The following is a 25,287-nucleotide window of genomic DNA, read 5'->3' as shown; positions in this document are numbered from 1 at the left end:
GGACGGCTCTTCTCTCATGCCAGGATGCGGCCGATCGCTCGCGTATAGCGGGCGCGGATCGCGTCGCGATTTACATGCCGGCCTCTCCTTACCATGGCTTGGCCTGCAACGAGCACTGTATCGATCACAGCCTTGCCTGCGACGAAGACGTAAGAGTCGATCCAGCGATCTCCGGAAACAGCGGCAAGATCGGGGTGATCTGCGTCGAGCACCACGAGATCGGCGCGATGCCCTGCGGCAATCGCACCGATGCGGCGGCCAAGAGCCTGGGCTCCGCCCGACAGCGCTTTTTCGTAGAGGCTGCGCCCTGTCGATTGGCCCTCGCGTTCGGCGAGGACGTTGCGGGCGCGGTGCTTGAGGCGCTGGCTGTACTCGAACTGCTTGAGTTCTGCCGGAGCCGAAATCTCGATGTTGGAATCGGATCCGATGCCGAAATGCCCTCCGCCAGCGAGGTAATCGATGCCTTCGAAGGTTCCGTCGCCCAGATTGGCTTCGGTGATGGGGCACAGGCCAACCACCGCACCGCTCATAACAATGCCCTTGATCTCCTGCGCATCAAGATGCGTGGCATGGATCAGGCACCAGCGTTGATCCACAGGCGCATGATCGAGCAGCCACGCGACCGGGCGGCGGCCCGACCATGCAAGGCAATCTTCCACCTCCTTCACCTGCTCGGCGACATGGATATGAATTGGCCCCTCGCCTGTCCTCGCGACGACTTCGCTCAGGCTCTCGGGAGTGACGGCGCGCAGGCTGTGCGGCGCGATGCCGACGACAGCATCGTGGAGATTGGTCACAGCCTTGCGAGCCCCCTCCAGAAGGCGTGAATAGCTCTCGACATCGTTGATGAACCGCCGCTGTCCTTCGGCAGGTGCGGCCCCGCCGAATCCACCCTGTGCGTAGAAGACCGGAAGAAGGGTCAGGCCCATGCCGGTCTCCTGCGCCGCGGCTGCAATGCGCCCGGAGAGCTCCGCGATATCGGCATAGGGCCGGCCGTCCGTATCGTGGTGGAGGTAGTGGAACTCGGCGAGCGAGGTGAACCCGCCTTCCAACATCTCCATCATCGCGAAGGCCGCGATAGCCTCTATATCGTCCGGCGTGAGCCTCCCGAGGAAGCGGTACATCACCTGCCGCCAGGTCCAGAAGCTGTCCCCTTCCGGCCCTCGGGTTTCGGCAAGCCCCGCCATGCCACGTTGGAAAGTGTGGCTGTGCAGGTTCGGCAATCCGGGCAACGCGATGCCGGTGACGCGCTCGCGGTCCTCGCGAGGGGAATCCCGATGCACGCCAGCAATCACGCCGTCCTCGATATCAAGACCGACATTCCGGGCCCAGCCTTCAGGAAGGAGGGCATGATCGAGGATGAGCCTGCGCATCGCTGACACCTTTGCTGTGAAGCGGCCCCTGAACCCAGGACGCCTGCAGCCGCCAAAAAGCCATGCCGACGCCCAACCATCAGAGCCGATCGAATACGTCTAGACAATATCGATCTTCTGCGATTATGTATAGACATTATCGCGAACACACCGGAGCAGAGACATGCGCTTCGACCGGGTCTGGTTCAACGCTCGCCTCGCCACGCTGGTCGGCGACGACCTTGGCATCATCGAAAACGGAGCCGTTGCCGCCAAGGATGGCCGCATCGCCTTTGCCGGACCGGCCCATGATCTCCCGACCGATGAGGATGCGGTCGAGCGGATCGACTGTGACGGGCGCTGGATCACCCCCGGTCTCGTCGACTGCCACACCCACCTCGTCTTCGGCGGCGACCGGGCGCATGAATTCGAGCTGCGTCTGAAGGGCGCGAGCTATGAGGAGATCGCCCGCGCCGGCGGCGGCATCGTCTCCACCGTGAAGGCGACCCGTGCGGCGAGCGAGGACGAGCTTGTTTCGAGCGCCCTGCCCCGCCTCGACCATCTTATCGCCGAAGGCTGCACCACCATTGAGATCAAGTCGGGCTACGGTCTCGACCTTGAGACGGAGGCCCGGTGCCTGCGCGCAGCGCGGCGCCTTGCCGAGGAGCGCCCCGTTTCCGTCACCACCTCCTTCCTCGGCGCCCACGCCCTGCCGCCGGAGGCGAATGGCGACAAGGATGCATTCATCGAGAAGATCTGCACCGAGATGCTGCCCGTTCTTGCTCGCGAAGGATTGGCTGATGCAGTCGATGCCTTCTGCGAAGGCATTGCGTTTTCTCCCGAACAGACCGCGCGCGTTTTCGATGCGGCAAAGGCGCTCGGGTTGAAGATCAAACTTCATGCCGACCAGCTTTCCAATCTGCACGGCGCGAAGCTCGCTGCCGATTATGGAGCTCTTTCTGCCGATCATCTCGAATTCACGGATGAGGAAGGCGCCACCGCGATGGCGAAGGCCGGCACGGTCGCGGTGCTGCTGCCGGGTGCGTTCTACATGCTGCGAGAGACACAGGTTCCACCGGTCGCCGCCTTCCGCAGGCATGGCACCCATATGGCGCTGGCGACCGATTGCAATCCCGGCACCTCGCCGCTGACCTCGCTCCTGCTCACCATGAACATGGGTGCGACCCTGTTCCGCCTGACGGTCGAGGAATGCATTGCCGGCGTAACGCGCGAGGCGGCGCGCGCCCTTGGTCGCCTCGACACCATCGGCACCCTGGAACCCGGAAAGTCCTGCGATCTCGCAATCTGGAACATCGAACGGCCGGCGGAGCTCGTCTACCGCATCGGCTTCAATCCGCTTCATGCCCGCATCTGGAGGGGACAGTGACACAACCCGTAATGCTTCACCCCGGCTCCGTTGCCCTGACCGACTGGCGCCGCGTCTATTTCGGCGCTGACGTTGCCCTCGATCAGGATTGCCGCGCTTCCGTCGAAGCAGGAGCCAAGACCATCGAGGTCATCGTCGCCAAAGGCGATCCGGTCTATGGCATCAACACGGGCTTCGGAAAGCTCGCGAGCGTGCGCATCGGCTCCGAGGATCTCGCGACACTCCAGCGCAACATCGTGCTCTCCCATGCGGCGGGCGTCGGCGAGCCACTACCGGTTTCAGTGGTGCGGCTCGTCATGTCTCTCAAGCTCGCGAGCCTCGCACAGGGCGCGTCGGGCGTACGCTGGTCCACCATCGAGCATCTGACGGCCTGCCTTAAGGCAAATCTCATTCCCGTCATTCCCGGCCAGGGATCTGTCGGCGCCTCGGGCGACCTTGCTCCCCTGGCCCATATGACGGCGGCGCTCATGGGTGTCGGCGAGTTCTTCGTTGATGGTGCGCGCATGCTGGCGGAGGCTGCACTCGCACGGGCAGGGCTTACACCGCTGACGCTCGGCCCCAAGGAAGGGCTGGCGCTTCTCAACGGCACACAGGTCTCGACCGCTCTGGCGCTGGCAGGTCTCTTCGAAGCCGAGCGCGTATTCCGCGCTGCACTCGTCACGGGAGCGCTCGCGACCGATGCCGCCAAAGGCTCCGACGGACCGTTCGACGAACGCATCCAGAAGCTGCGGCGCCATCGTGGGCAGATCGAGGTCGCCACGTCCCTGCGGGCTTTGATGCAGGGCAGCGCCATTCGCGCCTCGCATTTGACGAACGACGATCGTGTGCAGGACCCCTATTGCCTACGCTGCCAGCCCCAGGTGATGGGCGCGGTGCTCGACCTGCTGCGTCAGGCCGGCGAGACGCTCGCTACGGAAGCAAACGGCGTCTCCGACAACCCGCTCGTCTTCTCCGAAACCGGGGAGGTTATCTCAGGCGGCAACTTCCATGCAGAGCCCGTCGCTTTCGCGGCCGATATGATCGCGATGGCGCTGTGCGAGGTCGGCTCTCTCGCCGAGCGGCGCATCGCCATGCTGGTCGATCCGACCCTCTCAGGGCTGCCCGCGTTCCTCACGCCGAAGCCGGGACTTAACTCCGGCTTCATGATCCCGCAGGTCACGGCCGCCGCTCTCGTCTCGGAGAACAAGCAGCGCGCCTATCCGGCGAGCGTCGACTCGATCCCGACCTCGGCCAATCAGGAGGATCACGTGTCCATGGCAACTCATGGCGCGCGGCGTCTCCTGCCGATGGCGGCGAATACCGCGAATGTCATCGGCATCGAGCTGCTGGCTGCTGTCCAGGGCTGCGACTTCCATGCTCCCATGAAGTCCAGCGAGCGCCTGGAGCGTGCCCGCACCCTGCTGCGCTCGAAGGTTCCGCATCTCGATGACGACCGGCACATGGCTCCCGACATGGAACGAGCCACGGCGCTCGTCGCATCCGGTGCACTGGCCGAAGCCGTGGGCGGCGATGTGCTGCCGCTTGTGACGGATGAGGCTCTGTCATGAGCAGCGAGCATCCCGACTGGCTCACCGTGATCCGCGGCGAGGCACCTCTCGTGGTGAGCCTGCCGCATACGGGCACCGAGATTCCGCCCGAATATGAGCGCGGACTCGTCTTACCCTGGCTCGCGCGCAAGGATGCGGATTGGTGGATCGAGCGGCTTTACGATTTCGCTGCCGGTCTTGGTGCGACCGTGATCCGCACTGCGATCTCCCGCACCGTGATCGACGTGAACCGCGACCCCTCCGGCGTGTCTCTCTATCCCGGACAGGCGACGACGGAACTCTGCCCCACCACCACCTTCGACGGTGAGCCGCTCTACGAGCCGGGAGCGGAGCCGAGTGCGGATGATATCGCCGTACGCCGCGCCCGCTTCTTCGATCCGTATCACACGAGTTTGCGATCCGAGATCGAGCGGCTGCGGACGCAGCACGCCAACGTGGTGGTCTATGACTGCCACTCGATCCGCTCGGTCATTCCGCGCCTGTTCGACGGCACGCTGCCCCACTTCAACATCGGCACCAATGGCGGCACCACCTGCGCGCATCCCTTGAGTGAAGCGATCGAAACGATCTGCGCGAGCAGCGGATTCAGTCATGTGGTCAACGGACGCTTCAAGGGCGGCTACATCACACGCAGCCTCGGCCGGCCTGAAGCCGGAGTTCATGCCGTCCAGATGGAGCTTGCCTGCCGCGGCTACATGAAGGAGCCGCTGGGCTCCGTCACCGAGGGCCAGTGGCCAACGCCGTACGACGAGGCCTATGCCGCTCCCATGCGTGCAGCACTGACCCGCATTCTCCAAACCTGTCTCACCTTTGCCCATTCCAAAGCCTGATCGAGGATCCGTCCCATGACCCGCATCGACAACGCCCGCGTGATCCGCGCTCCCCATGGCACCGAACTGTCGGCCAAAAGCTGGTTGACGGAGGCGCCACTTCGCATGTTGATGAACAATCTTGATCCCAACGTTGCCGAGAAGCCCGGCGAACTCGTCGTTTATGGCGGCATCGGCCGTGCCGCCCGCGACTGGGAGAGTTTCGACCGCATCGTGGCCGCGCTGAAGAACCTGGAAGCGGACGAGACGCTGCTCGTACAATCGGGCAAGCCCGTCGGCGTCTTCCGCACGCATCCAGATGCCCCGCGCGTGCTGATCGCCAATTCCAATCTCGTGCCGCACTGGGCCACCTGGGACAAGTTCCATGAGCTCGATCGCAAGGGGCTCATGATGTATGGCCAGATGACGGCCGGATCCTGGATCTACATCGGCACGCAGGGCATCGTGCAGGGCACCTACGAGACCTTCGTGGAGGTGGGCCGCCAGCACTACAACGGCGATCTCTCCGGCCGCTGGATTCTCACCGGAGGCCTCGGCGGAATGGGCGGCGCGCAGCCGCTCGCCGCCACCATGGCCGGCGCCTCCTGCCTTGCGGTCGAGTGCCAGCCGAGCCGCATCGAGATGCGCCTGCGCACTGGCTATCTCGACCGGCGAGCCGATACCCTCGACGAGGCGCTCGCCATCATTGAGCAATCCTGCCGCGACAGGAAGCCGGTCTCCGTCGGCCTCCTCGGCAATGCCGCCGAGATCTTTCCCGAGATCTACCGGCGCGGCATTCGCCCCGATGCGGTGACCGACCAGACCTCCGCGCACGATCCCATCAACGGCTACCTGCCGAGGGGCTGGACGCTCGCGGAATGGGAGGCCAAGCGCGAGACCGATCCCAAGGCCGTGGAGCATGCCGCCAAGCAATCCATGGCCGAGCATGTGCGCGCCATGCTGGACTTCTACAAGGCGGGCGTGCCGACGCTCGATTACGGCAACAACATCCGCCAGATGGCGAAGGAGGAAGGCGTCGAGAACGCGTTCGACTTCCCGGGTTTCGTGCCGGCCTATATCCGCCCGCTTTTCTGCCGCGGCATCGGGCCATTCCGCTGGGCTGCGCTCTCGGGCGATCCGGAGGATATCTTCAAGACCGACGCCAAGGTGAAGGAACTGCTGCCCGACAACAAGCATCTGCACAACTGGCTCGACATGGCGAAGGAGCGCATCAAGTTCCAGGGCCTGCCGGCCCGCATCTGCTGGGTCGGCCTCGGCGACCGCCACCGCCTCGGCCTCGCCTTCAACGAGATGGTCGCTAAAGGCGAGCTGAAGGCACCCATCGTGATCGGCCGCGATCATCTCGATTCCGGTTCGGTTGCGAGCCCGAACCGCGAGACGGAAGCCATGAAGGACGGCTCGGACGCGGTCTCCGACTGGCCGCTGCTCAACGCGCTTCTCAACTGCGCTTCCGGCGCCACCTGGGTGTCGCTGCACCACGGCGGCGGCGTCGGCATTGGCTTCTCGCAGCATTCGGGCATGGTGATCGTCTGCGACGGCACCCCCGAAGCCGCCAAGCGCATCGAGCGCGTGCTCTGGAACGACCCGGCCACCGGCGTGATGCGCCATGCGGATGCGGGCTACGATATCGCCGTCGACTGCGCCCGCGAGTTCGGTCTCAACATGCCGAGCCTGCGGTGATGAAAGCACGCGTCATCCGTCATCGCGATCTCGTCCGCGTTCCGTGGAAGAATGGCGGCGGCACCACCGCGGAGGTCGCCGCTTTTCCGGAAGGCTCGAGCTTCGAGAACTTCAGCTGGCGCATCAGCATGGCGGATGTGGCATCGGACGGGCCGTTTTCGGTCTTTCCAGGGATCGACCGCACGTTGATCTTGGTCGAAGGTGGCGACCTCGAGCTCGAGGTGGAAGGCATAGTCTATACGCTCGACGGAACGTCGCCCAAGCTCTCCTTCTCCGGCGATGACATGACCTGCGGTCGGCTCTCCTCAGGACCGATCCGCGATCTTAACGTCATGACGCGGCGTGAACAGTTCCGGCACCACACACGGTTTGTGGAATCCGGTGTGGCGCTGCTGTCGGAACAGACCGTGACAGCATTCCTTGTTGTGCTTGATGGCTCCCTTGACGTGACGCTCGGTTCAACGATCCATTCGCTCCAGCGTCTCGACACCCTTGCCCTGGAAGCGACACATGATCTCATTCTGCTCTCCGGGAACGGACGCATGATCCTTATCGAGATCGCACCTGACGCTTCGCCCTAAAAGATAGATTCTGGGGCAGGATACTCAAAACAGCACCCGAATGTGTTTCACGGCGGCAGGGCCCTTCAAGCTGGCGAGCCCTGTTAATCGTATGTTAACCATGTTGGCCTGAGCATGGACTTTCTGATCCGGTTGAGTGGACCGGCACACTCCCACAAGGCAGCCGAGGCGCGGATGTACCGTCTCGTTCTGCTTTGGGGAGGCGATTGCTTCAGTGCGTTAAATGCTCCCTAACCACGATTGCAGCAGCACCTGACCCTTTTCCAGGCGAACGGCGCTTCCCTCGTGCCTGAACGGAAGGAGACAGTTCATGACCATTCTCGATCCAATCTCCGGGAATCAGGTCACGATTGACGTGACCGACAAAAAGCGCCGTTGAGTTCGGCACTCCTTGCCTGAAGTCTCGCGCCTCGCAATCCTCGCCGTTCCTATGACAAGGACGGCAACGAGATTGTGCCCATGGACCTCGCCAGCATGCGAGAATACGGAGCCCGCTCGGTTGAAGCCACCTGCCAGACGCTCGGTTGTGGCCAAGAGGCTATCGTGAACATGGATGGACGGCCGGATGAGATATCCGTTCCCGACATTGGGTTGAAGCTCAAGTGCTCCAGGTGCGGGAGCAGGGACATCAAGATCATTCCCGATTGATCGAACCGGAAGCCGCAGATGGGGCTTCGGCAGGGGCTGGGCCTGTCGTCTGATGCTGGAGTGATGTGCTCCCGTGACCCTCGTGCTACGGGTACTCACCCTCCAGCGTAAAGCCAGCCTTCAACACGACCTGATAATGGCGGACCTCACCGTTCTCGACCTGGCCCCGGGTCTGCACGACCTCGAACCAGCGCAGGTTCCTGAGAGTCTGATCCGCGCGCTTGATAGCGGTTTGGATGGCATCCTCGATGCTGGTCTCAGATGAACCAACGAGTTCAACCACCTTATAGATATGGTCAGACATCTGGATGCTCCCGGCTGTTCCTACCGGGAGAAGGTAGGGCGCTGCCTGAGGCCCACTAGAGCCTTTTTCGGTGAAGTGGCTCCGGTTCACCGTCAAAAATGCGGCCCGGCAAAGACGAGAGCCGATTCCAGGCCAATGGAAACAGCTCCAGTCCACTTAATGACGAGAGCGGATCGGCTCGTAACCCCTCCATGTCTCGGCTCTCTGCAGGTCACGGTAGCCGATTGAGGAGTTGCGACCACCGCTCCGGTAGAGGTTCTTGTACGCTGACGTCATATACGAGGGCCAACTCTCGCCCGAGGTGAGCCATGAGATCCGCATATGCAATTGGAGCTGGTGTATAAAGTCTTCTGCTCCAGATGCTCTCGTTGGCCAACATGACGGGATGATCCATTCGGAACCGGGTGCGACTGTCACTTCCATCAGCTGGATAGTAATTGTGATCCCGCCGCTGCCACGGCGGCCCGTGACCTGGCACCGAACACCCGAAACAGCGCCGCCATGTGTATCTTGACCGTTCCTTCGCCGAGTTTCAGGTCGCGGGCAATTTCCTTGTTTGATTTGCCTTGCATCAGAAGCTCAAGAACCTCCCTCTGGCGCGGGGTCAGGTTGTCGATCGGGGGCTTCACCGGCGGCACGGATTGCAGCACCTGCACGCCCTCCGAGGCAGGTCGGATCGAAGCAACAATTGGCGGAACATAAATGTGGCCATCCATGATCAGCCTCAGCGCCGCTGTCAGTTGAGCTGGGCCGATCGCCTTCGGCACATAGCCGTGAACACCGGCTTCCAGGGCTGCAAGGACATCCTGCTTCTCGTGCGACTTCGACAGGACCGCCAGCCGAAGATTCGGGAAGCAGTCCCGCACTGCCGTCAGGCAGGCAACACTCTTGATTCCAGGCAGCGCATCATCAAACAGCGCGAGCGATTTCTTGGGCTTGTGAGAGAGTTGCTCCATGGCCTCGTCAAGAGAGGCGGCTTGAACAATGTCGGTAAATCCAAGCTGATCCGTCAAAATCGTCTTAAGAGCCAGCCGGAGGTATTCGTTCCTGCCGGCGACCAACGCGACTTGGTCAGCCTTGTCCATTGCCTTTCTCCTTTGGGAGTACCCATAAAGCCATAGTTAGGAATGCATGCGGAGGCGCGCGGGTTCCTTAGGACAGATAACCGGAGGAGAGGAATCGGATTAGGCCATTTAGCCGGATAGGCAGCGGAGCTCTATCGGCCTACCAAAGGCACGGCGCAGCAATGAAACATCAGACGGCAGGGACCCAGATGGGGATCTACTATTTCCATATCCGGGACGAATTCGGCCTGATCGAGGATCAGGATGGGATCGAACTGCCCGATCGCGTCGCATTGCTGATGGAAGTCATTCAGAGCGCAGACGAATTCGCGAGAGAGACGACCGTTCAGCCGAAGATGCGCTTCGAAGTGACCGACGCGGACGGGCGGACGGTTCTGGTGACCCCTGTGCAGCAGAGTGCTGAGATTTGGGACCTGCTCGCGAGCATGTCGGTTACGACAGGAGGCGTTCACTAGAGCCTCGGACGTGAAAAGTGGAAAACCGGATCCACTTTTCACTGGCGTGGCCCTTCGGGTCGCTGACGCGGACCTCCGGTTCCGCACGATGCGCTAGCCGCAAGGGCGCTCTGCCGTGCACACGAGAAGCCATGCCTGCCTGATACGCAGGTGACCATATCCTTCCGATCGGGATCATACTCATCATGCCTGACGATCCCCTTGCCCGCGATCAGATCAAGCCTTCGACAGTTTCTCCGCAGGAACTCTCGACAGGCAGGATGTGCTGACGGTTCTTGAGGATGCCGAAACACCACAGGATTTCGTGGTTGGGCGCCGGCAGCGGCGTCTCATAGCTATGATCCCTGATGAAGCACTTGTCCTGGCAGAGGGGTTTTTGCTGTCGGCCCGATCGGCGAGCATGAGCCAACCGCCGACGGATAACCGAACGAGAATCCAGCCTTATTGAGCATGGCGCTCCTAACCCGACTTCATCCCTTCATGCCATAGCCTCGACGACAGGCACCGTTCAGGTCTGTTGGCGGGTTTTTGTCGTCGCCGCTCACATACGCCTTGAGGACATGTGAGACGCATGAAACGCGGTAGTTCAACCTGATTTTCGCGACAGGAGCGGCAACTGCTTCTCGCGTGCTCCTTTGAATGGCGGAGTGGATCTTTCCGAGACGGCATCTGAATAGTTTCCGTCGTCTGGAGCTGCGAGCGCGTTGAGAAAGCTCATCACATCGCCGTTTGATGTCTGGCCGAGATCCTCGAGGAACATCACGCCATGGCTCTTAGCTCTGGACCAGACCAAACGAACCTTCAGGGATAGTTGGAGCCTGGGGATGTTCAGCTCGAATTCGCCTGGGAGTTCAACATCTGCGGCCAGTCCAATCCGTGCTCCAGTCGCCGAAAGGTCACGGATGCGGCATGGGATAGAATGTGCCTGAGCCTCAAGCCTGACGCACCCTTCCAGAATGGTCGGGAAACGCTTGCACCTGCGATGCGATGACGGAGATCCATGTGCTCAGTTTTCTGCCTCAGTACCGAGAATCTCAGCAAAAGCTCTCATATCCAGGTTGGCGACCTGGAGAACCCTTGCGAGGGTTTCGGTTGATGGCCATCGCTTCCGGCCGCCAGGACCATACCGTTTTGACAGGTTAAACGATGTCGGGTCCAAGCCAGCGCTCTTGCTGAGGGCGGATAATGACATTCCGCACCTCTCCGCAATGACTTCGAATGCAGCCCAAATCTGCTCGTGTGTGAACATGAGGAACCTCGTTCGAAGATCAGACTGACGATCAAGAGGCGCTTCAAGGGAAGCGATGTTCGCTCAAAGCATACTGTCGCGCTTGGTCGCAAAAGGAGGTGGGCAAAAGGAAGTGGGTGGAGGCCCCCTCTCCACCCTCTTTGCGCCTCTTACCGTGAGGACATCCGGCTCATCAGGTTGCACAAAGCCGTCATATCCGCCTCGTAATTGTTGGGGGAAGCAAGCACCGTTGCACAGCTTCGCCGCAACTGCTGACGTTGGTTTTCGCTCATGCGGTTGAGTTCGGCCGCAAGGCGGGCCGTTGTTGCACGATCGACCGTTCCCGGTGCGGCCAGGTCTGGATTGATGCTGCCTGTTGTGGCGGGATTCCGAATGTTTCCAGGCTGCACGGGAGGAGAGGAGCCGCCCCCACCGGGACTGCCCGGCGAAACCCCGCCCCCGGAGCTGCCGCCAATGCTGGCACCTACTCCGACATTCACGCCGCTCGAGCCGCCGACATTCGCAGCGCCGCCAGCGCTGATCCCGTTCGAGTCTCCGATGCTGGCACCCAGACCAGCACTGACGCCATCAGATCCACCGATATTGGCTCCCGCACCAGCGTTGACTCCATTGGAACCGCCTAGACTGGCGCCACCCCCAGCCGTCACGCCACCTGAGTCGCCCACGCTGGCGCCAACTCCTGCATTGGTGCCGCTGGAGCCGCCAAGGCTTGCCCCCGCACCTGCAGAGATCCCGCCCGAACCGCCAATGCTGGCACCTGCTCCAGCGCTTACACCATCAGATCCACCGATGCTCGCACCGACACCAGCACCGATCCCGCCGGAGCCGCCGATGCCGGCCCCGCCTCCGACACCGACCTGGGCAACAGAAGGCTGCCAAGCCAAGCACGACACAAGCAACAGAGCTGCACCTGTCAGTGTTTCCTTGCGATGTCGGCGCAGCAATCCAGATGAACTCATTTCCACTCTCCCTTGGACAAGCGGTTCAAGAGCCCCCTCTCCAAAGGAAGTAGGAAAATTCGCGGAAGGTTCCGATAAATTCTCAAGAGTGGGTAATCACGAGGTATATTTGTCTTGTCGAGTTGGAGCCTCGGCCATTCAATCAGCAGAACCCTGCCCGGTTTTCAGAAAAGAGGCCTTGAACCCTTCCCGGTTACGCTTACCTCACGGGAGACCCTTGATCCGGACCCCTCTGACGTGAGCCAGCTGGCACTTACGTGATGTCGGATCCCCACTGATCTGACGGCCAGCAAAGAGGTAGGCATGCTCCAGGACATTCTCGCTTTCGTCATCAACCTGCTCGTTGTTGATCCTCTCCAGGATGAGATGAACAAGCGACTCGCGGAAGTGCGAGCGCCTCAGGCTATCATTGCGGATGTGAGAGCATGTGCCGAGGGTTCGCTGCCGAGACTTGCGGAACGAGCCATGGCGGAGCCTGTCTGGGTGGTGACAACCGCCCTCGACGTCTGGACCGGCAGGGCGGCCCCCGAAGATGTGCTAAGCACATCGCCGCAGTGCGAAAGCGCCATCAAAACGGCCCGGGCCTATCTTGAAAGCCGTGGAGCGTAGATGGCCGTCCAAGCCCACAGGGAACGCCAGACTAAAGTTCCCTAAAAACAATAAAGGCCTGCTCCGGCTTGGGCCAGAGCAGACCTGTCCAAGGGATGATCCGCAGTGGAGTCTAGAACACCGCGGAATCAGAGCCCCGGCAGCTGTTTTTCCCCTAGTCTTCCAAGGTACCGTGGGTCGCTAGCTCCGCCCGATCGTTGATATGGCGCCACTCCTTTTCAAAATTAAGAGCCTCTCGTCTGGCCATTTCGCCACAGCGACCCCCAGTCATTGACCGGGTGAGGCTGCACGACTAATGTTCCTTTTATGTTCCGCTCAAAGCCACTTGAGTCATGACCGCTCAATCAGCATCGCGCACGCTGTTCTTCTTCGAGAAGCCCTCGGCCATGCGCCAGCTGCAGAGGTTCTTCAAGTCACCAAGCACAATCTGCGTCTCGGCCGAGGGTCACCTCCTGGCAGCGGAAGAGCCTGGCAGTATCCGAGAAGAGTGGAAGCCCTGGCGCTTCGACGCCCTTCCGATCGTGCTCGAGCGTATTCCGGTCACCTACGGCACCAACCGCTCCGGCCAGTCGCACAAGCCGAAGATCGAGGCGATCAAGCAGGCGCTTAAAGGCGTGGAGCGGGTCATCATCGCCACCGACCCGGGCCGGGAAGGCTCGATGATCGCCTGGGAGGTGCTCGAGCATCTCGGGTACAGAGGACGCGTGGATCGTCTCAAGCTAGGGGCACTTGATGAGGTCTCGATCCGCCGTGCCTTTGCAGTGATGGCCAAGGAACCGGATTCCGGCGAGCGCGACTATGCGGCTTATCTCGAGGCCCTCTGCCGCCAGTATGAGGACTATCACCTCGGTCTCAACGGCACCCGGGCCATGTCCCTGCGGCTTCGCCCGCCAGCGTTCCGGGAGCCCTGGCGTTTTGGCGGGGTGCAGACCCCGACGCTTGCCATCCTGGCCGACCTTGAGCAACGCATCCGCGACTTCGTTCCGCAGGACTATTTCAAGATTGCTCTGAAAGTGATGGCGGACAGCGGTGCCGAGATCACCCTCTGGCACGCTCCGAAAGACAAGATCCTGGACAAGCAGTTCGCAGAGACGATCCAGCAGGCAGCTATCTCCTGGTCGGGTCCCCTCGGCGTCGAGCAGAAGGACGTTCGTCGGTCGCCCCCTCGCCTGTTCTCGAAAGACACCCTCGCCCGCCGCTGCGCCAAGCGGTTCGGCTGGGATCCGCAGCATACGGCGAAACTCGCCCAGGACCTCTACGATCAGGGATACCTGACCTATCCCCGCACTGAGTCCGAGCACCTGCCGGAGAGCCAGACAGGCGATGCCCGCGCCGTGATCGGGAGCGTTGTCGGCATCCTGACCGATCTCGCGAGCTTCATACCGGCCGAGGCTGACCTCGTATTCCGCAAGGGTAACAAGGGCCATTACGTCAAGGATCCAGGCGAGCACCACGCGATCGTGCCGCTGCGCAAGGTGCCCCAGCCGGGGAGCATCGGCAGCGATCACCTCCGTCTCTGGGAATTGGTGGCCAAAAGCTTCCTGGCGGCGCATCTGCCGGACGGCATTGATGCTCGGACCACCGTCGTCGTTCAGGTGCCGACGCCACACGGCCCGAAACGGTTCTCGATCAGCGGGAGCGTGATCAAGTCCCCTGGCTGGCGCGCTGTCTACGGGGCGGAGGCTGACGAGGATACCGAAGCTGTTCCGGGCAAAGCCAAGGCGGAGGAAGAGCCCACCACGGGGCGCCTGCCGCCCGTCCAGGATAACGAGCCCGGGAAAGCAACCGACGCCCGGATCGAAACGGCCAAGACCGAGCCACCGCGTCGGATTACCCGCGGCGAGTTGCCGGTCGTCATGGGCCGACTCGTCGATCAGGTGGAAGACCCGACACTCAAGGCCGCTCTCGAGAATCCGGCGAACCCGAACGAGCCTAAAGGTCTCGGGACCGCGGCAACCCGCGACACGATCCTGCCCAAGCTCCAGAAGAGCCGGTACGTCGAGTTGCTGAAGGGCAAGGATCCACCGATCCAAGTGACGGAAATCGGGCTCGCCTTCATCGCAGCCGTGCGTCGTGTCTTTCCCAACTATGGCGATCCTGTCGGCCGGGCGATGTTCGAGGCCGATCTCGCCGAGATCGGGCGCGCCACCACACGGGAAGAGGCCATTCGTCGAGCCGCAGCCTATCAGGAGCGGACCCGCTCCCGTGTGCAGGAGCTGATCGGGGCCGTTGCACAGTCGCAGACTGTTGCCGTAGATCCAACGACGTTCCCGGCGAGTACTGCCCCGGTCGGGAAGCCGCCAACCAAGGCCATGATTGCCTTCGCCACCGCGCTTGCAGCACGGAAAGGGGTGAAACTACCTCGTGGCCTGAAGAGCAATAGCGCCATCTGCCGGGCTTTCCTGGACCAGCATGCGCCAGCCCGATCGTCCGAACCCGTAGAACACCGGCCTCGGAATGGCCCTCGCCCCCCGAGTGAAGCGATGGTGCGCTATGCGCGGGCCTTGGCCGAAGAACACGGCATGGAGTGCCCACCAGAGATCACGACGGACTTTGCAGCGTGCAGGGCTTTTCTCGATGCACACGCTTCTCGCAGGGCAGCGAGATCAGAGGACACGAACGGGGCGACAATCCGCAAGAGCCGGTCGCCTGCAACCGCGAGCGCCGGCCATGGCGACAGCCGCGGCAAGACTCCTGCCGCAAAGCGGTCTCCGGCAGCCAAGGCCGGATCGACCCGTGGCCGTACTCGTGCGCATCCCGCAAATTCTGCTCCGCCAACGCGATAAATCCGACAACAAGGCTCAAGCCGACGCAGCAGAAGGGTTAAGCCCTGTGTCAGTCGATGCTTCAAGGTGCTTTGGCGCCTTGTGCGGAACCGGAGGTCCGCGTCAGCGAAAAGAGGCCCGGTTTTCCGCTCCACCGATGCGCTGAGTGAGAAGAATGAGCATCGGACTTCACGAGTGAGGAACCGGACCTGAGGCCAGGTTCAGACGATGCATTGTCGGCCTCAGCCGCCCTCCTGCAGGACAAGCCGAAGTGAACAGCAAGCCAGATTGTCGGCTCCGTCCCGTCTGTCCACTCCACGCGGTGGCGTCGACCCGCCGGGACAAGCAGATAATCCCCTCTCTTCAGCTCTTTGGGCGTAGATTCGTCCTCAAACAGGAGGCCAGCCGATCCAGAGAGCACGAGCACCCACTCCGATCATGCCTGGTCGTACCAGAAGCCGATGCTCACTCTCTGCAGGAGCGCATCGTTTGCGCGGAAAACCGGGTCCGCTTTTTGCTGACGCGGACCTTCGGTTCCGCACGATGCTCTAAGAGTTCCGTGAACTCCTCATCGACTGTCTCGCTGAGGATGTGCTCAAAAAGGTTCCCGGTGACGTCCACCATCGGCGACCGATCCTTGGGGGCTGGAAGGAACTAGCAACCTAAACTTCCCGGCTTGCTCTCTCGGCCGGTGACGGACCGGTGATGTCCTCGATCCATGTCAGTGCCTTGACACCCTGCGGGAACCCGAGCGTCGGAATGGCAAGCAGCGCCACCTGCTTGAGCTCGTCCTTGGAGATGCCCTCAGCAAGAGCGCGGCGGGTGTGCGAGTGGACGGCACCCTCAGACAGGGCTCCGATAGCCAGCGCAAGCTTCACGAGGCGAAGCGTATGGCCTTCGATCGGACCGGCCTCGGAACAGGCCTGCCCAAGGGCGGCGAAGGCATTCCAGAGATCGGGATAGGTCTGTGCGACCCTGCTGGCGCCGGTGGGCAGGTTCTCGGATGTTTCCGCCATGGACTCCTCCTTGAGCAATCGACACCAGGTATCCTGAACAGCTAGAGTCCAGCACTGTTTCGTCGATCGCTACGTTTCCGCTCATCGCCTCTAAGATCTGTGAGCTTGCTTCACGCCCAATGAACCCAGAGCAGTCATCAGCGTCTCCCAAGGTATCGCCTCTGACCGGATTCGCTTGTCGTGACGGGCGGGAGAGCCTCGTGTTTGGAGAGCGGACAGACGGCACCATGGCTCACATCTCAGAGGTCTCCTCAGGTCTCGAGTGCAACTGTCTCTGCCCGGGATGCGGGACCCGTCTCGTGGCTCGCAAGGGCGATAAGAACGACCATCACTTCGGGCACTATGGGGTCGAGGATGGTCGGCCCTGCCAGACCGGTCCGGAAACAGCCCTGCACAGATTTGCCAAGGAGGTGCTCGCCCGCCGTCTTGAGCTCGAGCTCCCGCCCCTGGTGATCGGCGAGGGGCCAGGCAAATGGATCGGATACCCAGGAGGGATCTATGGTTTCGACGCTGCCTTCCTGGAGAGCAGATTGGGCGAGATCATCCCCGATGTGATTGTCCGCAAGGGCGAGCGCCACCTCCTGGTCGAATTTCAGGTCACGCATACCTGTGACGAAGCGAAGATCGCCCGGATCGTGGCTATGGATATCGCCGCTATTGAGATTGACTTGTCTGGGCTTCCTCGCGACACCGCCCGCGCAGATCTCGAGAAGGCCATCCTCACCACGGCCCCACGGAAATGGCTGCACAACCCGAAACTCCGCGCAGCGCAAGTTGAATTGGAAAGACGAGGCCGGGAGCGGGATCAGGTCTTGGACCGGGCGGCAACTTCCTTACGGAAAGCCTACCTGGCGGCCTGTGCGGAGGTCCGCTCAATGCGAACCTCCTGTCTGGCATATGACCGGATCGCCGCCCGCCACCTGGCCCATGCCGTTGGCATCGAGGTGCCCGGGATCGGCTGCTTCACGGTTCCGCCGCGCGACTGGCAGGCCGTTATTCTGGCAGATGCGGTGGATCTCGCGGCTTCGGGCGGCAAACCTCTCATCACCACCGCCGGTGCCTTGCGGAAGATCCGGCAACGGGGCTGGCTGCGCCGCCGGTTCAGCGGGCTCACGGATGCGGAAGCCGCCGCCATTCGGGCGGACGGAACGCCCTTTGACCACCCGGCCAATGCAGTCGCAGCCTGGGCAACCACTCTGTCACGGCTCGGCATTCTTCTTCCAGCCGGAGCCGGAGATCGATGGATTCTTTGGCAGCAGACCGCTGGCACAACCCGTGGACGCCAAGCAGCTAAGCGCTTCTAGAGCCTCGTTGAGAGCGGAAAACCGGATCCACTTTTCACTGCCGTGGCCCTTCGGGTCGCTGACGCGGACCTCCGGTTCCGCACGATGCGCTAAGTTACTTCTGCTTCGTGCCAATTGCCGATCTTACGCATCATCGGCTCCTTGGATCACAGCCGTTGCGCGACAAAAAACAACCGAGGGAAACGCAGAAGAACTTTCCCATCGGCCTGAGTCGGATAGGCTTTGGTGATTTCTGCTTCGTAGCGACCGAGATACTCGGCCTGTTCTTCCGGCGATAGCGGGTCGAGATACGGCTTCAGGCCGGTGCTCTTGAACCATTCGACGATGGCTCCGGCACCATCAAGAGGATGAACGTAGATCGTCTGCCAGATATCGACCGTGCATCCAGCCTGCTGCAGACACGCGTAATAATCCTCAAACGAGCCGATCTTCTCCTTTGACCCGGAGGCCGATGTCAATTTCGTTGCCCATGGACCTTCATTGGCAACCTGCTCCATGAGGCGGTGTGACGGCTCATTCAAGTTGTTAGGCATCTGCACGGCCAAGCAGCCGCCATTCTTAAGGAACGAGACGAGACGGGTCAGGAGGCCCGGGTGGTCAGGGATCCATTGCAGAACGGCATTGGCGAAGATCAGATCGAAACGCTCGTCCGGCTGCCATGTCGCAATGTCAGCCGCCTCGAACGTCAGACCCGGCAGGCGCTCTCGCGCCTTGGCGAGCATTCCGGGAGAGTTGTCGAGGCCGCTCACCCGTGCGCTTTGAAAGCGCCTGACCAACAATTCGGTGCTGTTTCCGGGACCACAGCCAAGATCCACGCAATGTTGCGGGTCCGGCAGCGGGACCCTCCGGAGCAGATCGACTGACGGGCGTGTGCGCTCGTCCTCGAACCTGAGATATTGCCCTGCATTCCAGTCCGCCACTGCGGGTTCCTCCTCATCGAACTCTGTTGGCAATATCCCATGCGCCTGATGAACTCAGATCTGCCCCCTGAAGCGATGTTGGGCTCCTTTTCTTTTACGAACGTGATCCGACAGGTGCAACCGTCGCGGCCTCCATGCCGTGAGCATTGAAGATCTTTCTGATGATCCCGTCGCTCTTCAGCTCTTCGATAATACTGCTGAAGACCTCTAGCGCTTTGGTGTGGCCCTTTGGTACGGCCACCGCAGTGCCGGTGGCATGGAAATGGCCGTCCAACATTCTGGCACCAGGGAATTGTGAAAGAAGACTCTGGAGAGACTCCTTGCCGAGCGCAAGCGCATCGACCTCGCCGTTGCGAAACCTCTCGAGAGCATCCTCAAGGTTCGAAAGGCCAACAGCAGTCGTATTCGTGAGCGATTTCCGCGCGCTGCGGATCGTGGCGGTGTTCTCGACCCCGTAGACCCGCACGCCTTCACGATCCACATCCTCGATGCCGCGGATCGAGGATCCGGCCGGAACCATATAGGTGCTCTCGCCGAGGAAGTAATTCGGGCCGAAGTCGACGACCTGCTTTCTCTCAGCGTCCACAGGCGTGAACGAAACATCCCACGCTCCCGTTGACGCGGCCGCGATGATCGCACCGGAACTTGGATACTCGACCAGTGTCAGGGGGGCTCCAATGCGTGCAGCAATCAGCCTTGCGAGGTCTACCGTCGGGCCACGAGGTTCGCCCGTTTCAGCATCGCGGGTGGTCCAGACCGCCGAGACTGCGCTGCCCACTGCGATTGCAACACGCAGGCTTCCGACAGGGGCTAGAACCTTGAGGCTTTCATTGATATCCGTCTTCATGCAGCCCCCTCGAAGTTTCGTATTCACCAGAGCACATCGAACCATTCCGGATCATTGCGCTAGCTTATGACCCGGATGGGCTTTCCGTCGAGGAAGGCTTTGAGGTTCTCAATCGATTGGTTGAAGAACAGCCGATAGTTCTCCTCGGTCACGAATCCGATATGCGGCGTCGCAATGACATTCTGCAGATAGCGGTAGGGATGTTCAAGCGGCAAGGGCTCGACGTCGAAGACATCAAGACCCGCACCTGCGATCCGGTGGTGGAACAAGGCGTCAAGGAGCGCAGATTGGTCGACCAGCCTCGGGCGCGACGTATTGATGAGAAAAGCGGAGCGCTTCATCCTGGCGATATCGGCAGCCGATACGATGCCCTCCGTCGTGTCGCTATGAGGAATATGAATCGTGATCACGTCCGAGTTGGCAAACAACTCCTCCTTGGACACGCATTCGACCCCGTGTGGTGCGGTTCTCTCAGGCGTCAGATTGGGACTCCAGGCGACGACCCGCATGCCGAAGCCCTGCCCGATGCGGGCGACGGGCTGACCCATATTTCCTAGGCCGAGGATTCCGAGTGTCCTGCCGGCCAAGCCCAGCCCGAGGCCCAGCTGCCAGCCGCCGTTCCGCAACGAAGCCGCCTCCAGGGACATCCGGCGCATGAGCATCAGGATCAAGCCCCAGGTGATCTCCACGGTGGTTTGGTGATAGGCCTCCGTCGTGCAGACCGTGATGCCGAGATCCCGGGCCGCCGGAAGATCGATGGAGCGCGCATTGCGCATGCCGGTCGCCAAGAGAAGCTTCAACTTGGGCAACCGCTCCAGCGTCGAACGGGGAAACTCCGTCCGCTCCCGAATCCTGAGAACGACCTCGAATTCGCTCAGGCGGTCGATGAGTTGCTTCTCCTCATGGACGTGGTCCGTAAACGGCACGACAACAGCATTGGGAATGCTGCCCCAATCCGCTAGTTTGAGAGCTGAAGCCTGGTAATCATCAAGGATCGCTACGCGCATAGGCTGGACCTTTATGTTGAAGAGGTTTCTTTGTTCCTGAATCAAGAAGCGGCTGTTTGCGCCCGCGCGTGAACAGGCGGTTCCGGCAGCGGGCACCAACAGCTCGCCTCAACGAAGAAACCGCGCTTGCTGACCCAGCATTGGGTGACCGCCCGCCAATGGGAAATCTCGTAATCTCCATATTTCGTGAAGCACAAAATTTCCGTGCCATCCTTCGGGGCGGTTTCCATGGGCCGCCAAGGCCCATAGCCGGTCTGGTCCTGAGTATCCTCATGAATCGCAACCATGAGATCCTTGATGACCTCCCATCTTTTGCTCAGCCACGAGGCTGTGGCTGATCCATTCCGCCGACGTTCTCGGAGACATCTCCGAGAACGTCGGTCCTGGCGCATGCAATCGCTTCTTACGGCACCCAGGTTGTCTCGGGTGCTTCCTGCTCCGTTCGGCTTGCGAAGGAAACCGGCGCTTCGACCTTCCGAGCCCCCCGAAGGCTGCTCACCTGAAGCAAGCGAGTCAATTGGCCGATGTCCGCGACGGACTCGAGGGTCTCCAGCCGCTCGAAGAGCGGAGCAATCTGCTCCCGCGGCAATGAGCGGCTCGCACAATCCTCGAACTTCTCCCAGAGTTCATCCGAACTCATGGGATTATCGCCGCCGCGCCCGACAAGATTGTCCACCCGCCTCGACAGCCTGCGTCCGTCCTTCAGCTCCACGATCACTTCAGCGCCCCACTGCTCCGCGGCATCGTCGGCCATTTCGGGATGTGGACGCGCCTCCGTGATCTGAAGAAGATGGCGGATGGCGGGCTCATTGTGAGCCTCTCCCTCGAAATCTTTGAGACGAACAGCTCCATCCAGCAGGGCGCGCGCCACAACATATTGAACGCTGAACTTCGCCTCGATGGGAGTTTTCGGATGTGGCGTGTTGGTATGACGGAGCCGACGTCCGTGAGGGAGAACCTCGATCCGTGCAACATCGTCTGCCGTGATCCCCTCCTCACGGACCAAGGTCAGCATCATCATGATGGCAGGATGCGTGCTTCCGCAGCATGGAAACTGTTTCAAGCCAACATCCGAACTCTCGATCTCGAGTGGCTCCGCCCAGCCGGCAAAGAGTTTCTCGACATCGAATGTCCCAGGTCCGTTGAACACGTTCAGGAAGCCCTGGTGGTGCTCAAGAACCGAGGGATTGGCGTCGAACCCGTTTTCGGCAAGCAACGCTGCGAGCAGGCCGTTGCGCCCGCATTGCCCGACATGAAGCGGCTTCGTCATGGTGCCGAAATTGGCTTTGATACCGCTTGCGAGCGAAGCAGCGATGGCGAGAGCCATCGTGGTCTTCTGCTGGTCCAGCCCGATCAGATAGGACACGGCAGCCGCGGCCCCGAAGGTTCCGAGCGTCGCGGTGGGGTGCCACCCCTTGTCGTAGTGGTGGTAGTGGACGGCGCGGGCGAGCTTGAGCTCGGTTTCCACCCCGACGATGTAAGCAAGAAGGACCTGCTCGCCGGAATACTTCCGCTCCTCGGCAACCGCCAGGAGAGCCGCCACGAGGGGTACCGAATGATGCCCGCCGAAGACGCTGTTGAAATCGTCGTAGTCAAGCGCGTGCGAGGCCGTTCCGTTGATCAGAGCTGCATCGAGCGCACTCGTGCGTCGATCCGTACCGACGATCAGGGAGTTGCCGGGAGCCTCGGCCACACCAGGCGTTCGCAGCAGGATCTGGGTGCAGTCCTCCGGAATGCCCGCCAAAGTCACGCCCACGGTATCGAGAAAGCATGTCTTGGCCTGCTGAAGGGCCTTTTTCGTCACCTGCTGCTTATTGAAGCTGCAGATTTTCTCGGCGAGGCGCGCCGCGAGGGATACCTGTGCCGGTTGGTTTACGTCGCTCATGAGCGCCTCCTCATGATTGTGTGGCAGCATTCCGGCCGGCGATGCGGCCGAATGTGGCTCCGGAGACAAGACCGGTTCCAGCCGGGTAGTTGTCATAGAACAGACCACCGACCATTTCGCCGCAGGCGAAGAGCCCCGGGATAGGCCGCCAATCGGTCCCGATCACCTGCGCATTCTCGTCGACCTTCAGGCCGCCGAAGGTGAACGTGATGCCGCCGGTCGCGCTGTAGGCATAGTATGGCGGCTTATCGATCCGCAGCGCCCAGTTTGTCTTCTCGGGATTGAGGCCACGGGACCGCAGCCCGTCCTTGCGGGTCGGATCGTATCCATCCTGGGGATCACGGGCGCCCGCATTATACTCGAGCAGTGTTTTCAGCGCCTGCTCCTTATCGTCGATATCGAGCTGCTCCAAAAGCCCTTCAAGCGTATCGGATACGATCGGCGTGCTGGTTTCGTAGCGCGGCTCAAGAAGATGGACGACTTTCGAATCGAAGATCTGATAGGCCTTTCCGCCGGGCTCGGCGAGGATCGCCCGCCCGAACTTCGCATAAGTGAAGAGCGCCCCGTCTTCACCCTCGTCCACGAAGCGACGTCCGCGACGGTTGAGCATCACACCATAGACATAGCTCAAGCGGTTGCTGCGATCCGTCAACTCGCGAGGAGCGAACTCGCCCCAATCTGCGCTGATGGGCGTTGCATGGCAGCCGCTCCACTGTCCCCACGGCATCGCACCGATCGCCATGGCCATGCGTAGGCCATCGCCTTGATTGTGGGGCGTTCCACGCACTTTGGCGGCCCCGACCAGAGGCCCGATGTGCTGAGTGCGCATCTGCACGTTGGCTTCGAACCCACCGCAGCCGAGCACGACCGATTTCGCGCGGATCGTACGGATGCCTTCGTTGTCACGGACTTTTACGCCGCTGACGCGCCCTTTTTCGTCAAGGCAAAGTTCGATCGCAGCGGCACCATACTGGATGTCAATTCCCATCCGTTCCGCCGTCGCAAACCAACTCCGGGACAGACCGACGCCCTCATGCTCCGCCCGAACAACAAGGCCACGCGCCCAGATCATCACGTTGTCTTTTCTGACGGCGGACAGGGTAATCGCCGGCTCCATCTTCACGCGGCCGGTCTTGTTCATCCAGAAGACCGTGTCCTTGGAATTGTTGACGAGGACCTTCGAGAGCACGGGATCCGTCCGCCCGTTCGTCACCCTCATCAGGTCTCCGTGATAATCTTCCTTTGTATAAGGCGAAATGCCTTCGTAGAAGTTCTCGTATTTCTCATCCGCGCCGGGGACAAGGGGTGCGATCTCTCGGGGATCGTCGAAGGCGAAGCGCAGCACTCCGCCACTCCAATGGGTATTTCCGCCTCGCATTTCACGAGGCGCCTTCTCGAGCACCAGAACCCGTTCTGCACCATTCTCCTTGGCAGATACGGAGGCTGCCAATGCAGCATTACCGGCACCAACGACGACGACATCATATTCTTCCATGGTCTAGTTTCCTCCGCGCCTGGCCTGCTGGACAAGGGTCTAGCAACCGGTCATCTTTCTATTGTCGCTCCACCGGGAGCTTGCCGCCAACTGTAGACAGTTGTCAGTTTTCTACAGGAAAGGTTCTAGCAATGCAATGCTTCCTGCATTGCACCAAGGACGGATCAGGGCAGACGGAAATGCATTGGCAGCATACGCCAAAATGCATCGAGCCGCGCCCGGGACTGGCGCGGCTCGATGCATTCAGATGGCAGATATCTCTAAGCCCGCTCTCTGCGAAGCTGGGCGCTAGGTCGCTGTCGTTCTAGAATTGCGCCGTGCGGTTTTCTTTGAAGCGGTCGGCATTTCTGCGGATGAGGATGGTCCATTCGCCTCAGAGGAGGCTCCGAGTTGCGCCTCAACGTGAAGCCGTGCATTGCGGATATGCTCGCGCATCTTCTGTTCTGCGAGTTCTGGATCCCGTTTGACGAGAGCAGCGACGATTTCCTTATGCTCCTCAAAGGCGTTTCTCGCGCGCCCCCGCAGGGTGCTGGATTTATAGCGGTAGACACGCAGCAGATCGTACAGATCACCGCACAGCATTTGAATCAGGCGCTCGTTGCGGCTTCCCTTCACGATCCGGAAATGGAAGTCGAAATCCTTGCTTTCCTGATAATAGCCCGTCCCAACCTGGATACTCTTGCGAGAGCCATGCTCCTTCAGCAGGGCTTCAAGGCCAGCAATTTCTTCATCAGTCATTCGCTGAGCCGCCAAGCCACAAGCGATTCCCTCCAGGGCCTCGCGAACGACAAGGATATCAGACAGATCCGAGACCGACAGGGCCGCCACGCGTACGCCGATGTTCGGCGTTCTCTGAAGGAGCTTGCGTCCCTCGAGCCGACGGATTGCCTCCCGTAAAGGTCCGCGGCTCACCCCGAGGGATTTCGCAAGCGCTTGCTCGCTGATCTTGCTGCCTGGAGCAAGCTCTCCACTGATGACAGCGGCCTCAAGTCGTTCCGCGACGACGTCTACCAAGGATTGGGCCTGAACCCTGCTGTTCAAAAGATCGCTCATAGAAATTCTATTACCTTAATAGACTGCCGAGTGGAAGCCGTGGATTGCGCCCACTCCTATGGGCGCCGGACCTTTCTGGCAATAGGAGCCGACAAACAACCGCTACATCAACGCGTTACATGCTTTTGGCGCCTGATCGGGCGCGCTGTTCGGGATCAACACCCCGTATTGGAGCGATGGCCTCACTCGAGCCTTCTCACCATGACGTCAATCTGAACTCCATAAATTTGTAGCATGGGCGACTCCGAATTGCAAGTTTTCGTAAACTGTTGACATTCGACACGTCGGGTGCTGTCAATGCAGCACCCG

Annotated in this window: 21 protein-coding genes and 1 pseudogene; 9 read left to right on the top strand and 13 right to left on the bottom strand. The window is 61.1% G+C overall.

The features are described from left to right. Positions 1–14 precede the first annotated feature (14 nt). Entirely contained in the window at positions 15–1,373 is a 1,359-nt protein-coding gene (locus tag DC522_RS08360) for a formimidoylglutamate deiminase (RefSeq protein WP_116528244.1), read from the bottom strand. A 163-nt stretch (positions 1,374–1,536) separates the two neighbouring features. On the opposite strand from DC522_RS08360, the gene hutI reads away from it, so the two are divergent. The 5 genes from hutI to DC522_RS08335 are packed head-to-tail and all read left to right on the top strand — an operon-like array spanning position 1,537 to position 7,377. Next, complete coding sequence (hutI, locus tag DC522_RS08355; RefSeq protein ID WP_116528243.1) at positions 1,537–2,739, top strand: imidazolonepropionase; 1,203 nt, start codon at positions 1,537–1,539, stop codon at positions 2,737–2,739. 11 nt (positions 2,740–2,750) lie between these two features. After that, positions 2,751–4,286 carry a histidine ammonia-lyase gene (gene hutH / locus DC522_RS08350; protein ID WP_116528242.1) on the top strand — a complete coding sequence of 512 codons (1,536 nt, stop codon included), beginning with the start codon at positions 2,751–2,753 and terminating at the stop codon, positions 4,284–4,286. Beyond that, complete coding sequence (hutG, locus tag DC522_RS08345) at positions 4,283–5,116, top strand: N-formylglutamate deformylase (RefSeq protein ID WP_116528241.1); 834 nt, start codon at positions 4,283–4,285, stop codon at positions 5,114–5,116. Before hutH ends, hutG begins: the two co-directional genes overlap by 4 nt. A 15-nt stretch (positions 5,117–5,131) precedes the next feature. After that, complete coding sequence (gene hutU / locus DC522_RS08340) at positions 5,132–6,796, top strand: urocanate hydratase (RefSeq protein ID WP_116528240.1); 1,665 nt, start codon at positions 5,132–5,134, stop codon at positions 6,794–6,796. Next, on the top strand, positions 6,796–7,377 hold the full coding sequence (locus tag DC522_RS08335; RefSeq protein ID WP_116528239.1) for a HutD family protein: 582 nt from the start codon (positions 6,796–6,798) through the stop codon (positions 7,375–7,377). Before hutU ends, DC522_RS08335 begins: the two co-directional genes overlap by 1 nt. A gap of 733 nt (positions 7,378–8,110) precedes the next feature. Here DC522_RS08335 and DC522_RS08325 read toward each other — a convergent pair. After that, entirely contained in the window at positions 8,111–8,329 is a 219-nt protein-coding gene (locus DC522_RS08325) for a dodecin (RefSeq protein WP_116528237.1), read from the bottom strand. A 422-nt stretch (positions 8,330–8,751) separates the two neighbouring features. Next, positions 8,752–9,414, bottom strand: a complete 663-nt coding sequence (locus DC522_RS08320; RefSeq protein WP_116528236.1) for a response regulator transcription factor — start codon at positions 9,412–9,414, stop codon at positions 8,752–8,754. A gap of 161 nt (positions 9,415–9,575) precedes the next feature. Between DC522_RS08320 and DC522_RS08315 the strand changes: the two genes are divergently transcribed. Beyond that, on the top strand, positions 9,576–9,869 hold the full coding sequence (locus DC522_RS08315) for a hypothetical protein (protein ID WP_205769542.1): 294 nt from the start codon (positions 9,576–9,578) through the stop codon (positions 9,867–9,869). 586 nt (positions 9,870–10,455) lie between these two features. Here DC522_RS08315 and DC522_RS36825 read toward each other — a convergent pair. Next, a pseudogene (locus DC522_RS36825) lies at positions 10,456–10,842 on the bottom strand (PilZ domain-containing protein); the annotation flags it as partial. A gap of 425 nt (positions 10,843–11,267) precedes the next feature. Next, positions 11,268–12,077, bottom strand: a complete 810-nt coding sequence (locus tag DC522_RS08300) for a hypothetical protein (RefSeq protein WP_116528232.1) — start codon at positions 12,075–12,077, stop codon at positions 11,268–11,270. Between the two features lie 303 nt (positions 12,078–12,380). Here DC522_RS08300 and DC522_RS08295 point away from each other — a divergent pair, with 303 nt between their 5' ends. Next, entirely contained in the window at positions 12,381–12,686 is a 306-nt protein-coding gene (locus tag DC522_RS08295) for a hypothetical protein (RefSeq protein ID WP_116528231.1), read from the top strand. A 332-nt stretch (positions 12,687–13,018) separates the two neighbouring features. Next, positions 13,019–15,472 (top strand): type IA DNA topoisomerase, encoded by a 2,454-nt coding sequence (locus tag DC522_RS08290; RefSeq protein ID WP_116528230.1) that lies wholly within the window; start codon positions 13,019–13,021, stop codon positions 15,470–15,472. A 61-nt stretch (positions 15,473–15,533) separates the two neighbouring features. Here DC522_RS08290 and DC522_RS37195 read toward each other — a convergent pair whose 3' ends face one another. After that, positions 15,534–15,872 (bottom strand): hypothetical protein, encoded by a 339-nt coding sequence (locus DC522_RS37195; RefSeq protein ID WP_371679126.1) that lies wholly within the window; start codon positions 15,870–15,872, stop codon positions 15,534–15,536. A 241-nt stretch (positions 15,873–16,113) separates the two neighbouring features. Beyond that, the gene (locus DC522_RS08280) at positions 16,114–16,467 is read right to left on the bottom strand and encodes a carboxymuconolactone decarboxylase family protein (RefSeq protein ID WP_116528229.1); all 354 of its coding nucleotides are present in this window, start codon (positions 16,465–16,467) and stop codon (positions 16,114–16,116) included. 200 nt (positions 16,468–16,667) lie between these two features. Between DC522_RS08280 and DC522_RS08275 the strand changes: the two genes are divergently transcribed. Next, the gene (locus DC522_RS08275; protein ID WP_245444047.1) at positions 16,668–17,771 is read left to right on the top strand and encodes a hypothetical protein; all 1,104 of its coding nucleotides are present in this window, start codon (positions 16,668–16,670) and stop codon (positions 17,769–17,771) included. A 146-nt stretch (positions 17,772–17,917) separates the two neighbouring features. Here DC522_RS08275 and tam read toward each other — a convergent pair whose 3' ends face one another. The 6 genes from tam to DC522_RS08240 form a co-directional block, all read right to left on the bottom strand. Beyond that, complete coding sequence (gene tam, locus DC522_RS08270; RefSeq protein WP_116528228.1) at positions 17,918–18,691, bottom strand: trans-aconitate 2-methyltransferase; 774 nt, start codon at positions 18,689–18,691, stop codon at positions 17,918–17,920. A gap of 94 nt (positions 18,692–18,785) precedes the next feature. Then, entirely contained in the window at positions 18,786–19,538 is a 753-nt protein-coding gene (locus DC522_RS08265; protein WP_165820094.1) for a transporter substrate-binding domain-containing protein, read from the bottom strand. Positions 19,539–19,597: 59 nt separating this feature from the next. Further along, positions 19,598–20,545, bottom strand: coding sequence for a D-2-hydroxyacid dehydrogenase family protein (locus DC522_RS08260; protein WP_116528226.1), 948 nt, complete (start codon positions 20,543–20,545; stop codon positions 19,598–19,600). Positions 20,546–20,948: 403 nt separating this feature from the next. After that, positions 20,949–22,430: an MmgE/PrpD family protein gene (locus DC522_RS08250; RefSeq protein ID WP_116528224.1), complete on the bottom strand. Its 1,482-nt coding sequence runs from the start codon at positions 22,428–22,430 to the stop codon at positions 20,949–20,951. A 10-nt stretch (positions 22,431–22,440) separates the two neighbouring features. Next, the gene (gene tcuA, locus DC522_RS08245) at positions 22,441–23,925 is read right to left on the bottom strand and encodes an FAD-dependent tricarballylate dehydrogenase TcuA (protein ID WP_116528223.1); all 1,485 of its coding nucleotides are present in this window, start codon (positions 23,923–23,925) and stop codon (positions 22,441–22,443) included. A gap of 288 nt (positions 23,926–24,213) precedes the next feature. Beyond that, positions 24,214–24,978, bottom strand: a complete 765-nt coding sequence (locus DC522_RS08240) for a GntR family transcriptional regulator (protein WP_116528222.1) — start codon at positions 24,976–24,978, stop codon at positions 24,214–24,216. Positions 24,979–25,287: the final 309 nt, after the last annotated feature.

It is taken from the genome of Microvirga sp. KLBC 81 (genome assembly GCF_003075415.1).
Classification (GTDB): Bacteria; Pseudomonadota; Alphaproteobacteria; order Rhizobiales; family Beijerinckiaceae; genus Microvirga.
Note: the sequence above shows the minus strand (reverse complement) of the source record. Positions and strands in the feature narration are given on the sequence as shown.